Here is a 12,809-nt window from a genome sequence, read left to right on the forward strand (position 1 = left end):
TGCGTTTTATACGCACCTTTTTATAATGTAATTGCGGCAATAAAACCAAATATAAGTAACGGTATATTGTAATGTAGAAAAGTGGGTACACATGTATCCCATATATGATGGTGCTGACCATCAGCATTTAAACCGGATGTTGGTCCAAGGGTACTATCCGATGCTGGAGATCCTGCGTCACCTAGTGCTCCGGCTGTACCGATAATTGCAATTGTGGCCATTGGACTAAATCCAAGCTGAATGCAAAGAGGTACAAAAATGGTTGTTAAGATAGGGATGGTTGAAAAGGATGAACCAATTCCCATTGTAACGAGAAGTCCAATAACGAGCATAAGAAATGCAGCGAGTGGTTTGTTATTTCCGATTATATGTGCACTCGTTTGCACCAGAGATTCAACATGTCCTGTTTTTCGAAGAACAGCGCCGAATCCAGCGGCAGCAATCATAACAAAGCCAATAAAGGACATCATACGCATTCCGCTTGTTAATATCGCATCTGCTTCTTTAAGTGGTAGACTGCCACTAACCGATAAGACGATAATACCTGCTAAAGCACCGAAAATCATTGATTCTGTTGTTAATTGAACAGTTAATGTAGCAATGATAGATAATAACCCGAAAGTAATGCTACGTTTTGTATAGGGAACGATTTCATTTTCGGTAGTATGAATTTGTTCTGTTTCATACGTACGAGGTTTTCGGTACGTAATGAATACTGCTACACATAATCCAATAATCATACCAATTGCTGGAATAGTCATTGCTTTTGGAATAAGTGTGACATCAAATGTAAGGCCGCTTTGCGCAGCGTTGGTTTGTAATACGTCATGATAAATTTTTCCGAATCCTGCAGGAATCCACATATAAGGAGTAATCAATCCAAATGTAATAATACATGTGACAAGTCTGCGATTCACTTTCAGCTCATTTAAGACTTTTAAAAGTGCTGGAATTAAGATGGGGATGAAAGCAATGTGAACAGGAATCACATTTTGTGAGAAACAAGCCATCGTTAAAATAATGAATAAAATAAGTATTTTAGAATAAACTTGTTTTTTCGTGTCTTGTTCATTGCCAATCCATTTTAATGCAGTTTGAATCATAGCATCTGGAAGTCCTGTTTTGGAAAGGGAAATAGCGAAACCACCAAGCATTGCATAACTTAAAGCGATTGGAGCACTGTTTCCAAGACCAGTTGTAAAAGTGTTAATCGTTTCTGAAATACCGAGTCCGCCGATAATTCCGCCTGTTAAAGCTCCAACAATGATGGCGACAATGACCTGGACACGTAACAAACTAAGCAATAGCATAATTGCTACTGCGACGAGTACAGCGTTCATAATAAATGTAATCTCCCTAAATTTTTATTCTGTTAAGACAAGTAAATATGAAACATTTTGCTATGTTTATACATACTTGCGACATATTATTATAAAATGTTTTCTATGAAATGTAAAAGAGCCTTTTGTTACTAATGCTGAAAAGCTAGCTCTTGTTTAATTGATTGCAAAGAATTAGCGAATAATTCTGGTTCTTCTAAATCAGGAGAATGTGCTGAATTTGGGAACCAAATCATCTTTTTTATAGGCGCTTCAATAATATCGCAATATTCCTGAACGAGTGCATAAGGAGTTTGATAATCATAGCGACCAGAACAAAAATAAACTGGAATAGATAAACTTGAGATAGAAGAAAAGAAATCGATTGTCAGCATTTCTTCCCATAAAACGCCAGATTTTAAATTTCCTGCGAGAAACTTGAACCAATCTAATAGCGTATACTCAGGAGAAAAGAAACCTTTTCGTATGAAAGAAAAGGAAGATCCGTTTTGGATTGCGCCTCCAAATGTGCCAAGCCACTTTCTTTGAATAATGAGACGTCTCGTATCTAAAAATGGTGGTTTGCCTAATTTTAAAAGGGAAGCTAATGCTTTTTTATGATCATGTTTTTTTGCAGAATGAATTAAATGTTGATATAGCAATTCTTCATTTTGTTTCATATGTACAATTTGCCCAATACCGATGTAAGCCTCGATATACTTTGGATATTGATGTGCTATGTTAAGCCCAATAATACTTCCCCAAGAATGACCAGCGAGAAATAGTTTTTGTTTGTTGAACCTTTTAAGTACATATTGAATCACTTCTTTTGCATCGGAAACGAATTGTTCAATTGTGAAATTTGCTCCGAAATCTTTCATTGAAAAGGATTTACCAGCCCCGCGCTGATCCCAATTAATAACAATAAATTGCTTCTCTAATTCTTTTTGAAAATGGCGAATAAATCCGATTTGTGCCATCCCAGGTCCGCCGTGACAGCATAATAAAATAGGTTGCTCTACGTTTTGTCCACGCATAAGGAGAGTTTGTTTTCGATTATTTATCATAACGCTTTCTATCGTAGCGATACTATTAGGAATGAGTTGTTTGTTTTCGTTATAGAACTGAGGGGTGTAGCTACGAAAAAGCATATTGAAAACCTCCTTTTGTGAAATCGTATGAATCGCACAGGCTATTCATTTTGCATATACTGTTAGAAAATCATTGTAACATACCATACTAGTGTCATTTCAACACGGGAGGAGGGAAATTGTGACGATTGGAGAAATTATAGATGGTTTAAACAGACGTGAATCCATCGCTATTATAGCAAAACGTCTTGAAATAAGCCCGTATACATTATCGAAGAAATTAAGATTGATTGGATACGAATATGATGGAGAGCAGAAGAAACGTATTTTTGTAGGAGATGGAGAAGAACCACGTCACTTACAACTCCAAGAAGCGACCGCCCTTCAATATGAGAAAACAGATTATCAATTATTAATTTACGAGCAATTACAAAGCATTTATGAGTTACTAAGAAAAAGAGGCGAAGTAATTGCACCAATTATGAGTAAGAGTACAGAGAAAAAGAGACGAACCTTTTCTATTAATACAGAAATATTAGCAAGATTGGACCTTATATCAGAATCGAAAGGAATTCAAAAGTCTAAAATTGTAGAAGAGGCGTTGCACCAATTTTTACAGCAATATGAAGTTGACAAAACATCACATTTTGATAACTAAAAAAAAGGATACTATGTTCATTGGAAGAACGAGTATCCTTTTTATGATGTATATTACGTATAAAATAGAGGATTAGTACAAATCCTTTATGGCGTGAAAAATGAAATTTATTATTAGAGAAACACTTAATTTACTTTTTGAATTCTTCCATCAATAACTGGCTGAATTGGTTCTTTTAATTGTTTTACGTAATCGACTAACGCTTCAAAGTCGTTTGGACCAGTTTCTGCATTTTTACCATTTTTAAATGATACGAATCCGTCACCGCCAGAAGCTAAGAAGGCATTTGCAACTACGCTATACGTTTTAGATGGAGATAATTCTTCTCCGTTTGTTAAACGTATATTTGTAACTTTTTCACCGTTTGTTTTATTTGCATCCCACGTATATTGAATACCTGAAATTTGAAGCATTCTTGTTGTTCCTTTTTGCCATTGCTGATTTAAAATATCGCGAATGTCTTGACCTGTTAAATCTACTTTAATCAATTGATTTCCAAAAGGTTGAATGCCGTATAACTCACCCCACGTAATATCACCAGCATCTAAGTCATTACGAATGCCACCAGGATTCATGAGGGCGATTTGAGTTTGCATCGTTTGACGCTGAGCATCGGCAACTAAATTTCCAAGAGTGGACTCACCAGCATCATTTTGTTTACGGTCGATAGGTGCTGTAGATTTTCCGACCACTTCATTTACAAGTGGTGCGATTTTTTCTTTATATTGATCTAGTTTTTTCTTTACTTGTTTATCAGGTTCTACACCTTCATGATACGTTGTAACAACTTCAGCTTTTTTCTTTACAATATCCTTTGTTTTACGATCAATTGTTACATCCACGTCTGAGAAAGCCGTTCCGTATGAATTTGCTTGGACAATTAGTTTATTATTTACTGTACCATTTACATACGTATGACTATGTCCACCGAAAATAACATCAACTTCTGGGTCTGTTTCATTTGCAATTCGAGTAAGATCGCCATTTGTTACCCCAGACTCATCGGTTGTTCCACCGACATGAGCAAGAACGACGATCGATTTAACGCCGAGGCGTTTTAATTGTTGTGTTGATTTATTAATTGCTTCTACTTCATCAGTAATTTGTACATTTTTAAGCATCGTAGGCATAACAACATTTGGTGTATCAGTTGTAACAACACCAATGAATCCAACAGGAACACCATCTACCATTTTTACAGTAAATGGTGGTAAAAATAAGCGGCCAGTTGATTTGTTATAGAAGTTAGCAGCTACATAGGGGAAGTTAGCCCCTTTGAAATTCCCTGTTTTTTCATGATATCCACCGTAAATGAGGCGTTTCATTTCATCAATGCCTTCATCAAATTCATGGTTTCCGATTGTACCAACATCAAATTTTAAATCATTTAAAAATTCAATCGTCGGTTCATCTTGTAATAATGCTGAAACTGGTGGACTAGCTCCGACGATATCACCAGCATGTACGAGAAGTGTATTAGGGTTTTGTTTTTTACGTTCTTTTAAATAAGTAGCTAAGTAATCAGCGCCACCAGCTTCTTTATTATTGATTTTTTTAACAGTATCTAGTTGTCCATGGAGATCATTAATACCAAGCATTTGTACGTCTATGTAGCGGTTTTGTTCAGCTGGATTCTGAGATGGGGGAGCGGCAAATACGCTTGAAAAAGTAATAGTGCTTAAAACAGCAACGGCAGGAATAATTTTTTTCCACATAATATAATTCTCCTCTTTTTATAATCTGACATCATACGACATAATTTTAATAGATTCATAGGATTATAGCTACATAAAAATTTAGTCTTTTCGAAAAATTAACATATTTACAAAAAGTGAATAATAGAGTAAAGACCCTTTTTTATTGTCGATTTCATCGTGTATCTACTATAATGGAGAAAAAAGTAAAAGGTGAGTAGCATGAAGAAAAAGAAACAAAGACAAATGCAAAGACAATCGCAAGTGAATCAACCAAAGAAAGAAACACTTACATTAGGCGATCAATTAAATGATTCACTCATGCAACAATTAAAGAGTAAGAAGAAAGAGTTGCAAGTGAGGGAAGAGGAAAAAGAGGCAGCTGAACTGGAAAGAAAGCGCCAAGAACAAAAAGAACGTGAAAAGAATAAATCATTTGAAGAACTGCTAAGTGAAAGTAACCTTACTTGGAAAGACTTTAAATAATAAAAAAATGATCAGTGAAATACCACTGGTCATTTTTTGACGAGCTTGTAAGAAAAGGGGAGTTAGAATGAGAAAAATTGTCGTTGTTCCACATGAAAACCATTGGAGTGAAAAATTTCAAATGGAGGCTAAAAGATTAAAATCAGCGATGCCAGAAACGGTAAAAATTCATCATATTGGAAGTACGTCAGTTCCCGGACTGGCAGCTAAACCTATTATTGATATGATCATGGAAGTAGAAAATATCGAAAGAGTAGATGGGTGGAATGAACGATTTATAGAGCTTGGTTACATCGTAAAAGGGGAAAATGGTATTTCAAGACGCCGATATTTTATTCATGGAACTGAAGAAAAACGCTCGTATCATTTACACGTGTTTGAAAAAGGAAATCCAGAGATAGTAAGGCATTTAGCATTTCGTGATTATATGATGGCTCATTGTGAAGAAGCAGAGGCATATGCAACCTTAAAGAAAGAATTAGCCGAAAAGTATACATATGATGGCGCGTTATATACGGAAGGAAAAAATGAGTTTGTGCGCAATGTGGATGAAAAAGCGAAAGAATGGAGAAAAAATAACGTGAATGAATGAGTTCACGCTATTTTTTAGCTATATAAAAGTGTTATGTAAACTGTACGTATGTTTTGACTTTTGGGATGAATCTTGTTGAAATAAAATTGTGGCTTATAAAAAATGTAACAATGAAAGGGAGACGACTGTGCATATTCCAACAACTACACTTCATAATGGCGTGAAAATGCCGATGATTGGTCTAGGCGTATATAAAGCGAAAGAAGGAGACGAAGTAAAGCAAGCAGTAAAAACAGCGTTAGAAGTTGGATACCGTTCGATTGATACAGCAACTGTATATGAAAATGAAAGCGGTGTCGGAGAGGCGATACGTGAATCAGGAATTCCAAGAGAAGATATATTTATTACAACAAAAGTATGGAACGACGATCAAGGATATGAGGAGACACTCGAGGCGTTTGAAAAGAGTTTGAAAAAATTACAAATGGACTATGTAGATTTATATTTAATACATTGGCCGGTAAGAGGGAAGTATGTTGATACGTACCGAGCTTTAGAGAAATTGTATGAAGAAGGTAAAGTGCGTGCGATTGGTGTTTCTAATTTTCATAAACATCATTTAGAACTATTATTACCAAATTGCAAAGTGAAGCCGATGGTAAACCAAGTGGAACTTCATCCGATGTTGACGCAATTTGAGTTGTGCAATTATTGTCAAGATGAGCAAATTCAAATGGAAGCATGGAGTCCGTTAATGAGGGGCGGAGAAGTATTCCAGCATCCAATCATTCAGGCTATTGCTAACAAATATGAAAAAACACCTGCACAAGTTATATTAAGGTGGGATATTCAAAGCGGGATTGTTACAATTCCTAAATCTGTTACACCATCTCGTATTAAAGAAAACTTTACTATTTTTGATTTTGCACTAACTGAAGAAGAAATACGTCAAATTAACACGTTGAATCGTGATTTACATGTAGGAACGAATCCTGATAAATATGATACGTTATAAAAAAGACTGTCTCCTAATAAAGGAGGCAGTCTTCTGTTTATCGGTAATTCGATATTTTTAACGATGCAAAGCATATGTGTCATATTTAACAATTTTTTGAAGTTGTACATATTCTTCTTTCGTTAAAGGTAACTGTTGGCTAGCTCGTATATTTTCCTGCAATTGTTGAAGCGAGCTTGCACCAGGTATAACAGCTGCAACAGTCTTATTATGTAAGCAATATTGAATAGCTGTTCCTGTTAAAGAGCTTTCTCCAATCGTTTCTTTTACACTCGCTAGAGTTGTATGTAATTCATCGTAAGAATAAGAGAGATAATCCTTTTCCTTTACTCTTTCTATTTTTCTTGCATTGTTGTCAGTTAAAATTCCTTTTGCAAGTGGCCCGCGGGCAATGACGCTAATTTGGTGTTCATTTAGAAGGGGGAACCATTCTTCTGGACGCCGATTTAAAAGGCTATATTCCATTAGTACACTAACGATGTTTGAGCGTTTTGCATATTCACGAACGACATTTGGGCGTATAGAAGAAATACCGTAATGGCGAATAATACCTTCTTTTTTCAATTCTTCAAAAGCTTCAATTGTTCCATCGATTGGGTCTTCAATCGTTCCGCCATGAAGTTGGTAAAGATCAATATAATCAGTTTGAAGTCTACGTAAACTTTCCTTTACTTCAGTTTTTATGTAAGCTTTAGAAGGATCCCAAGACCAGCCATTTTTTTCTTCTGTCCAACGATTTCCAACCTTCGTTGAAAGAACAATTTGGTCTCTTTTCCCCTTCAAGGCTTTTCCAACAAATTCTTCATTTAATCCGTAATCATATAAATCTGCTGTATCAAAAAAATTAATTCCTAAATCGATCGCTTCATCGATAATACGCATAGCTTCTGTTTCAGATGTACCGAGAGACATACAGCCAAGGCCCATTTCTGTAACAAACAAATCTGAGTTTCCTAATTGACGTTTTTTCATAGGTCAACCTCCTTACCTTTATTGTACGAGAGGGAAAAGAGGTTGACAAACGTTTCCTTTTCGCTTCGCATTAACTGCCCGTAAAAGCATGATTAATGTTTCACTTTATTTGCTGTAATCCACTCTTGTACAGTTGTATACTCTTTGCTATATTGCTTTAGCTTATGGCGAATTTGCCATGCTTTTCCGACTAACGTGATGCGATTTGGTAAAATATAAACTTTCATTTCTATCACGCTCCTTTCAATGTGGTAAAATGTATGAAGAAAGAATAGGAAATAGAACAGGGAGATGAAGTAGTATGAGTAATCTTACAGAGAGAACAGTAAAAACTGAGCCGATTTTTGATGGTAGAGTTATAAAAGTTCGTGTTGATGATGTAGTATTACCAAATGGAGAAATGAGTAAACGTGAAATTGTAAATCACCCTGGTGCAGTTGCGATTATTGCTATTACGGATGAGGGGAAAATTGTGCTTGTTGAGCAGTATCGTAAAGCGCTTGAAAAGGCAATTATAGAAATTCCAGCCGGCAAGTTAGAACCCGGTGAAAAACCAGAGGTGACAGCAGTTCGTGAATTAGAAGAGGAAACAGGATATGTATGTGAAAATATGGAGCTCATTACTTCTTTCTATACATCTCCAGGATTCGCAGATGAAATTTTATATGTATATAAAGCGACAGGTTTGACAAAAAAAGAAAATAAAGCTGAGTTAGATGAAGATGAGTTTGTGGAATTAATGGAAGTATCATTAGAAGAAGCGAGTACTCTTATGAAAGATCTTCGTATTCATGATGCGAAGACGATGTTTGCAGTACAATATTTACAACTACAAAAATAAACACTCGCCAAAGGCGAGTGTTTTTTAATTGATTTTTGCATATACACGTGCATCACGTAAGCTACCATCTGGTGCTAGGAAATCATTTTCCATTGTACCTTCTAGAATGAATTCTAAACGTTCTGCTAAGCTACATGCATTTATATTTGTTGCATCAGTACGAATTTCAATTCTTCTAGCGCCTAGTTTATCAAAGGCGAACTGAATCGCACCTTTAACAGCTTCGGTCATATAGCCTTGTTTTGTATAGACACTATGTAGCCAGAAGTGAAGTGAAAACTTTGGAATATCCCAGTTTTCAGGCTTTAGTGTAATTGCTCCGATGAATGTACCAGATACTTTATCGTATAAGTGAAAATCAAGTGTTTCACGAAGTAAAAACTGTCCGTGAGCTTCGCGAACAATTTCTTCAGCACTCTCTTCTGTTTCAGCGTTAATTGGTATCCACGGTACTAAGTCTTCTAGAGAAGCTTGGATTGCTTCATATACTTCTGCACCATCACCTGGAAATGGTTTACGAACTTGCAAGCGTTCAGTTTGAAATAATGTTGGAAAATCTAATAATAATGGTTTCAAGAGAAATCCCTCCTATTCTCTACTTTTTAGTTTAGCAAAGTAGAGCGGAATTTCAATGTTAATTCGTCATACTTTTTTCTTTCTTTCATACATTTTTAATAAGAGTGTGAACGGAGGGAAGAAAAATGTGGCGAAAAAATTGGCAAGACCGTGTAATGTCTCACATACAGGAAAACTCTTCATTATATATATTTAACGCCGTTTTATTATTGATGGGAGTAATATTCGGAGCCATTCTGGTGAATAGTTTACAAATCAATCAAAAACAAGATTTATCATTTTATTTACAACGTTTTTTTGGACAAGTCTCTAAAGGAGAATTTGCCATTGCAGGCGAAATGTTTCGAGAAAGTTACTTTTCGCAATTAAAATACATCGGATTTATTTGGATTTTAGGGATTTCAATTATTGGATTACCACTTATTTTTATTTTATTATTTGTAAAAGGAGTTGTCGTTGGATTTACAGTTGGTTTTTTAGTAAGTCAGCATGGATGGAATGGACTATTATTAGCTTTTGTATCTGTTTTGCCACAAAATTTAATTATCATTCCAGTCTTTCTCGTTATGACAACTATTGCTGCAAGTTTTTCTTTACGGATGATTAGGCATCAATTTATTAGAAAAATAACCGAGCCACTATTACCATTATTAATCCGTTATACATGCTTCTTTCTCGTAATTGGAGTGGTGTTAGCACTTGCTTCTAGTGTGGAGGCTTACGCATCACCAGTTTTAATGAAAGAAGTCGTTGAGGCTATTAATAAAAAATAAATACTTTTTGAGAATAATTATCAATTTGTTTTTATTGTTTTTTCTTTTGACAGAAGCCCTTCTTCTGATATAATGGTGTAAGAGTGGCGAGGAGGGAGTAGTACCGAATGGAAGAAAGAATTGAACGAATTAAGAAGCAATTACATGCAGCGAGCTACAAATTAACACCGCAACGTGAAGCAACAGTTCGTGTGCTGCTAGAAAATGAAGAAGATCATTTAAGCGCAGAAGATGTTTACCTCCTTGTAAAAGAAAAGTCGCCAGAGATCGGATTAGCAACCGTCTATCGAACTTTAGAACTATTATCTGAGTTAAAAGTTGTCGATAAGATTAACTTCGGAGACGGTGTTTCACGCTATGACTTACGCCAAGAAGGTGCGCAGCGTTTCCACCATCATTTGATTTGTACACAATGTGGTGCTGTACAAGAAATACAAGAAGATTTACTTGGTGAAGTGGAAAGGAAAGTAGAACGAGACTGGAGCTTTAAGGTGAAAGATCATCGTTTAACATTCCATGGGATTTGTAAAAATTGTCAAGAAAATGAAACGGATGAAAAATAACCTTTTCCTATTTATCTAGGAAGAGGTTTTTTATTTGAATAAGGTATAAATTGGTGAAAGCTTGGCATATGTTGTAATAACTTATATTTTGGAGGAATTTACAATGCGCCGAGCTTTAAAATTAACTTTTGATGGAATAAAAGTATTTTTATTATTTACAAGTTGTACGATTTTGTTTTATTTCGCTATACTATGGATAAATGAAGAATATGAAAGCTATCATCGTTATGAAAAACCTAAAGAAGAGACTGTAGAAAAAGTATCAGGGAATGAAGAACCGGCAAAGGATGCTTTCGTAAATAGAATGATGTTTTTCTATGAAAATGGGGAGTAGTGTAGAGTGGAAGATCAATTAAAAGATTTTATTCATTATATGGTTGTCGAAAAAGGATTAGCAAAGAATACAGTAGTATCTTATGAACGGGATTTAAAAAGCTACGTAAAGTATTTGCAAAATGTGGAACAGACGAAAACTTTTCATGAAGTGACCCGTTTACACATTGTTAACTTTTTGCAGTATTTAAAAGAAAACGGAAAATCTTCGAAAACATTGGCGCGTCATATCGCATCAATTCGTTCGTTCCACCAATTTTTACTTCGTGAACGAGCGGTAGAACACGACCCATCCGTACATATTGAAACGCCACAAGGGGAACGTAAATTACCAAAAGTATTATCAGTTGATGAAGTAGAGGCGTTACTTCAAACACCAAAAATGACAAGTGCTTTTGGGATTCGTGATAAGGCGATGCTAGAGTTACTGTATGCGACAGGACTTCGTGTTTCAGAATTGATTGCACTAAATTTAGAAGATGTACATTTAACGATGGGATTTGTTCGTTGCATAGGGAAAGGGAATAAAGAAAGAATTATTCCACTAGGAAGTTTAGCAACGGAAGCGATTCAAAAGTATATTGAAAAAGGAAGAAGAGAATTAATGGGGAAAAAAGTAGTAGATGCACTCTTTTTAAACCATCATGGTAATCGATTATCAAGACAAGGATTTTGGAAAATATTAAAACGATTAGCGAAAGAAGCAAATATTGAAAAAGAGCTTACACCTCATACGTTGCGTCACTCGTTTGCTACGCACTTATTAGAAAATGGAGCAGATTTACGTGCTGTACAAGAAATGCTTGGCCATGCAGATATTTCAACGACGCAAATCTATACGCACGTTTCAAAAACTAGATTAAAAGATGTATATAAACAGTTTCATCCGAGAGCATAGTTACTATGCTCTTTTTTTCATAGATTAAGAGGGGAAGACCGTTTCACAGAAACTTCACAAACATTTCGTATATTGTTTTCAGCAGAAGACTGGAATATTACAATGTATTTCCTCTATACTAAATAAAGTATAAAGGAGGAAATGATGATGAAAAAACTGATTATGATTTTATTTATCGCGATGCTAGCGTTGGCTGGCTGTAATACAAACAAAGAAGAACCGAAAAAAGAAAAGAAACTTGAAGCTGTAAAAGTAGCAGTCCAAACAAATCCGAAAGAAATTAAACCAGGTGAAAAAACAGAAGTACAAGCACTTGTTACACAAGGGAAAGAAAAAGTAACGGATGCCGATGATGTAAAGTTTGAAATTTGGAAAGATGGCGACGAAAAGCACGAGATGTTAGATGGTAAGCATAAAGGAAAAGGTGTTTATGCAGTAGAGAAAACATTCGAAACGGATGGAGTATACCATATTATTGCTCACACAAATGCACGTGAAATGCACGTTATGCCAGAAGTAAAAGTTGCTGTAGGAAATGCGAAAGTAGAAGATGCGAAAAAAGAAAATAGTGATCACAGTGCAGGACATGGAGATCATAAAAGTGACACAATGATCCATCTTATGGCTGTAGACATAAAGGCAAATGCTGAATCTACAATGAAAGTTCATTTAAAACAAAAAGAAGAAGCCCTAACTGGCGCTGAAGTACAACTAGAGATTTGGAAAGATGGTGTTGAAAAACACGAATTTATTCCAGCGAAAGAAGGGAATAAAGGAGAGTATGAAACGAAACATACTTTCAAAGAGAACGGTGCTTACAAAGTGAAAGTACATGTAAGAAAAGGCGAATTGCATGAACATAAAGAAGAAACAATAGAAGTAAAATAAAAAGTAGCTCTTTAGAGCTACTTTTTATTTTTAATATGAAGAAATAAATCATAAAAAAATTAGCACTTCGTTGCAGAATGGATTACAATAGAAGTGTGAAGAAAATGAGAAATTCTACGAAAATGTATTAAAAAGAAAGCGTAAACATGTTATGATATCAGTATCAGATG

At 35.3% G+C, this 12,809-nt stretch carries 16 protein-coding genes; 10 read left to right on the forward strand and 6 right to left on the reverse strand.

What is annotated here, in order from left to right; all coding sequences use genetic code 11:
• Positions 1-20 precede the first annotated feature (20 nt).
• The gene (locus H6481_RS01645) at positions 21-1,340 is read right to left on the reverse strand and encodes a Na+/H+ antiporter family protein (protein ID WP_182810965.1); all 1,320 of its coding nucleotides are present in this window, start codon (positions 1,338-1,340) and stop codon (positions 21-23) included.
• A gap of 131 nt (positions 1,341-1,471) precedes the next feature.
• Positions 1,472-2,470 (reverse strand): alpha/beta hydrolase, encoded by a 999-nt coding sequence (locus H6481_RS01650; RefSeq protein ID WP_000898973.1) that lies wholly within the window; start codon positions 2,468-2,470, stop codon positions 1,472-1,474.
• A gap of 121 nt (positions 2,471-2,591) precedes the next feature.
• Here H6481_RS01650 and H6481_RS01655 point away from each other — a divergent pair, with 121 nt between their 5' ends.
• Positions 2,592-3,068: a ribbon-helix-helix domain-containing protein gene (locus tag H6481_RS01655; protein ID WP_182810967.1), complete on the forward strand. Its 477-nt coding sequence runs from the start codon at positions 2,592-2,594 to the stop codon at positions 3,066-3,068.
• A 125-nt stretch (positions 3,069-3,193) separates the two neighbouring features.
• Here H6481_RS01655 and H6481_RS01660 read toward each other — a convergent pair whose 3' ends face one another.
• Positions 3,194-4,783: a 5'-nucleotidase C-terminal domain-containing protein gene (locus H6481_RS01660; protein ID WP_000265556.1), complete on the reverse strand. Its 1,590-nt coding sequence runs from the start codon at positions 4,781-4,783 to the stop codon at positions 3,194-3,196.
• Between the two features lie 201 nt (positions 4,784-4,984).
• On the opposite strand from H6481_RS01660, the gene H6481_RS01665 reads away from it, so the two are divergent.
• From H6481_RS01665 to H6481_RS01675, 3 genes are all read left to right on the forward strand, one after another.
• Positions 4,985-5,248, forward strand: coding sequence for a YqkE family protein (locus H6481_RS01665; RefSeq protein ID WP_000727561.1), 264 nt, complete (start codon positions 4,985-4,987; stop codon positions 5,246-5,248).
• 67 nt (positions 5,249-5,315) lie between these two features.
• Positions 5,316-5,840 carry a GrpB family protein gene (locus tag H6481_RS01670; RefSeq protein ID WP_001227186.1) on the forward strand — a complete coding sequence of 175 codons (525 nt, stop codon included), beginning with the start codon at positions 5,316-5,318 and terminating at the stop codon, positions 5,838-5,840.
• Positions 5,841-5,967: 127 nt separating this feature from the next.
• Positions 5,968-6,795 carry an aldo/keto reductase gene (locus H6481_RS01675; protein WP_000547988.1) on the forward strand — a complete coding sequence of 276 codons (828 nt, stop codon included), beginning with the start codon at positions 5,968-5,970 and terminating at the stop codon, positions 6,793-6,795.
• Positions 6,796-6,852: 57 nt separating this feature from the next.
• Here H6481_RS01675 and H6481_RS01680 read toward each other — a convergent pair whose 3' ends face one another.
• A complete protein-coding gene (locus H6481_RS01680) occupies positions 6,853-7,767 on the reverse strand; it encodes an aldo/keto reductase (RefSeq protein WP_182810969.1) in 915 nt (304 codons plus the stop codon).
• Positions 7,768-7,859: 92 nt separating this feature from the next.
• Positions 7,860-7,994 (reverse strand): Z-ring formation inhibitor MciZ, encoded by a 135-nt coding sequence (mciZ, locus tag H6481_RS01685; RefSeq protein WP_000870292.1) that lies wholly within the window; start codon positions 7,992-7,994, stop codon positions 7,860-7,862.
• A 74-nt stretch (positions 7,995-8,068) separates the two neighbouring features.
• Between mciZ and H6481_RS01690 the strand changes: the two genes are divergently transcribed.
• Entirely contained in the window at positions 8,069-8,608 is a 540-nt protein-coding gene (locus H6481_RS01690; protein WP_182810971.1) for an NUDIX hydrolase, read from the forward strand.
• Between the two features lie 24 nt (positions 8,609-8,632).
• Here H6481_RS01690 and H6481_RS01695 read toward each other — a convergent pair whose 3' ends face one another.
• A complete protein-coding gene (locus tag H6481_RS01695) occupies positions 8,633-9,184 on the reverse strand; it encodes a GNAT family N-acetyltransferase (RefSeq protein WP_182810973.1) in 552 nt (183 codons plus the stop codon).
• Positions 9,185-9,339: 155 nt separating this feature from the next.
• On the opposite strand from H6481_RS01695, the gene spoIIM reads away from it, so the two are divergent.
• The 5 genes from spoIIM (at position 9,340) to H6481_RS01720 (ending at position 12,639) form a co-directional block, all read left to right on the forward strand.
• Complete coding sequence (gene spoIIM, locus H6481_RS01700; RefSeq protein ID WP_013142149.1) at positions 9,340-9,957, forward strand: stage II sporulation protein M; 618 nt, start codon at positions 9,340-9,342, stop codon at positions 9,955-9,957.
• 107 nt (positions 9,958-10,064) lie between these two features.
• Positions 10,065-10,520, forward strand: coding sequence for a Fur family transcriptional regulator (locus tag H6481_RS01705; RefSeq protein WP_000392657.1), 456 nt, complete (start codon positions 10,065-10,067; stop codon positions 10,518-10,520).
• 103 nt (positions 10,521-10,623) lie between these two features.
• The gene (locus H6481_RS01710) at positions 10,624-10,854 is read left to right on the forward strand and encodes a YqzK family protein (protein ID WP_001250432.1); all 231 of its coding nucleotides are present in this window, start codon (positions 10,624-10,626) and stop codon (positions 10,852-10,854) included.
• Between the two features lie 6 nt (positions 10,855-10,860).
• Positions 10,861-11,751, forward strand: a complete 891-nt coding sequence (gene xerD / locus H6481_RS01715) for a site-specific tyrosine recombinase XerD (protein ID WP_000390088.1) — start codon at positions 10,861-10,863, stop codon at positions 11,749-11,751.
• A 144-nt stretch (positions 11,752-11,895) separates the two neighbouring features.
• Entirely contained in the window at positions 11,896-12,639 is a 744-nt protein-coding gene (locus H6481_RS01720; protein ID WP_182810975.1) for a FixH family protein, read from the forward strand.
• Positions 12,640-12,809 lie beyond the last annotated feature (170 nt).

The sequence above is a fragment of the Bacillus sp. ME78 genome (assembly GCF_903970865.1).
In the GTDB taxonomy this organism is placed as follows: domain Bacteria; phylum Bacillota; class Bacilli; order Bacillales; family Bacillaceae_G; genus Bacillus_A; species Bacillus_A cereus.

Coding starts and splice junctions, on each gene's coding strand:
- H6481_RS01645 (WP_182810965.1), bottom strand. CDS start 1,340: ATGAACGCTGTACTCGTCGCAGTAGCAATTATGCTATTGCTTAGTTTG.
- H6481_RS01650 (WP_000898973.1), bottom strand. CDS start 2,470: ATGCTTTTTCGTAGCTACACCCCTCAGTTCTATAACGAAAACAAACAA.
- H6481_RS01660 (WP_000265556.1), bottom strand. CDS start 4,783: ATGTGGAAAAAAATTATTCCTGCCGTTGCTGTTTTAAGCACTATTACT.
- H6481_RS01665 (WP_000727561.1), top strand. CDS start 4,985: ATGAAGAAAAAGAAACAAAGACAAATGCAAAGACAATCGCAAGTGAAT.
- H6481_RS01670 (WP_001227186.1), top strand. CDS start 5,316: ATGAGAAAAATTGTCGTTGTTCCACATGAAAACCATTGGAGTGAAAAA.
- H6481_RS01680 (WP_182810969.1), bottom strand. CDS start 7,767: ATGAAAAAACGTCAATTAGGAAACTCAGATTTGTTTGTTACAGAAATG.
- mciZ (WP_000870292.1), bottom strand. CDS start 7,994: ATGAAAGTTTATATTTTACCAAATCGCATCACGTTAGTCGGAAAAGCA.
- H6481_RS01690 (WP_182810971.1), top strand. CDS start 8,069: ATGAGTAATCTTACAGAGAGAACAGTAAAAACTGAGCCGATTTTTGAT.
- spoIIM (WP_013142149.1), top strand. CDS start 9,340: ATGTCTCACATACAGGAAAACTCTTCATTATATATATTTAACGCCGTT.
- H6481_RS01705 (WP_000392657.1), top strand. CDS start 10,065: ATGGAAGAAAGAATTGAACGAATTAAGAAGCAATTACATGCAGCGAGC.
- H6481_RS01710 (WP_001250432.1), top strand. CDS start 10,624: ATGCGCCGAGCTTTAAAATTAACTTTTGATGGAATAAAAGTATTTTTA.
- H6481_RS01720 (WP_182810975.1), top strand. CDS start 11,896: ATGATGAAAAAACTGATTATGATTTTATTTATCGCGATGCTAGCGTTG.